Raw genomic sequence first — 201 nt, forward strand, 5'->3', positions numbered from 1 at the left:
GTCCCTGCGGGCCGCAGGAGCCGAGGCGGCGACCTGCTTGCGCAGCGTGCGGGCCGGGAACGTCGGGATCGACCGACGCCGGTCGATCCCGGCGGTCGCCGTGGCGACGCGCGCCAGCGCCTTGGACCGCATCATCGCGTTGACCGCAGGCGCCATCGGCGCGGCCAGCGCGGCCCACCGCGGCAGCCGACCCAGCGTGTA

The 201-nt window shown here is 77.1% G+C and carries 1 protein-coding gene; it reads right to left on the reverse strand.

Going from position 1 to position 201, the window contains the following annotated elements; translation table 11 throughout:
- On the reverse strand, positions 1 to 201 hold a 201-nt coding region (locus QWY28_RS24380), incomplete at both ends, for a hypothetical protein (RefSeq protein ID WP_300955459.1).

Source organism: Nocardioides oceani, from assembly GCF_030412965.1.
GTDB lineage: Bacteria > Actinomycetota > Actinomycetes > Propionibacteriales > Nocardioidaceae > Nocardioides > Nocardioides oceani.